Consider the following 255-nt stretch of genomic DNA (forward strand, 5'->3'; position numbering starts at 1 on the left):
CCGAACTCAGAAGTGAAACGCCGTAGCGCCGATGGTAGTGTGGGGTCTCCCCATGCGAGAGTAGGGAACTGCCAGGCATCAATTTAAGACCCGTAACCGGGTCGTGACCTTACCCCTGACAAGGTAAGGGCGAAATACCTGAAGTCAGACGCAGTCTGAAGTCAGTACAGAATCGGTGGAGCGGTAGTTCAGTTGGTTAGAATACCTGCCTGTCACGCAGGGGGTCGCGGGTTCGAGCCCCGTCCGTTCCGCCAC

General features: G+C 57.3%; 1 tRNA gene and 1 rRNA gene. Both read left to right on the top strand.

The annotated features are described in order from the left end of the window. Positions 1-77, top strand: a 5S ribosomal RNA gene (gene rrf / locus IFU29_RS22920); the annotation flags it as partial. 100 nt (positions 78-177) lie between these two features. Continuing rightward, positions 178-254: transfer RNA gene (locus tag IFU29_RS22330), tRNA-Asp, on the top strand. Position 255: the final 1 nt, after the last annotated feature.

Source organism: Erwinia persicina, from assembly GCF_014838825.1.
GTDB lineage: Bacteria > Pseudomonadota > Gammaproteobacteria > Enterobacterales > Enterobacteriaceae > Erwinia > Erwinia persicina_A.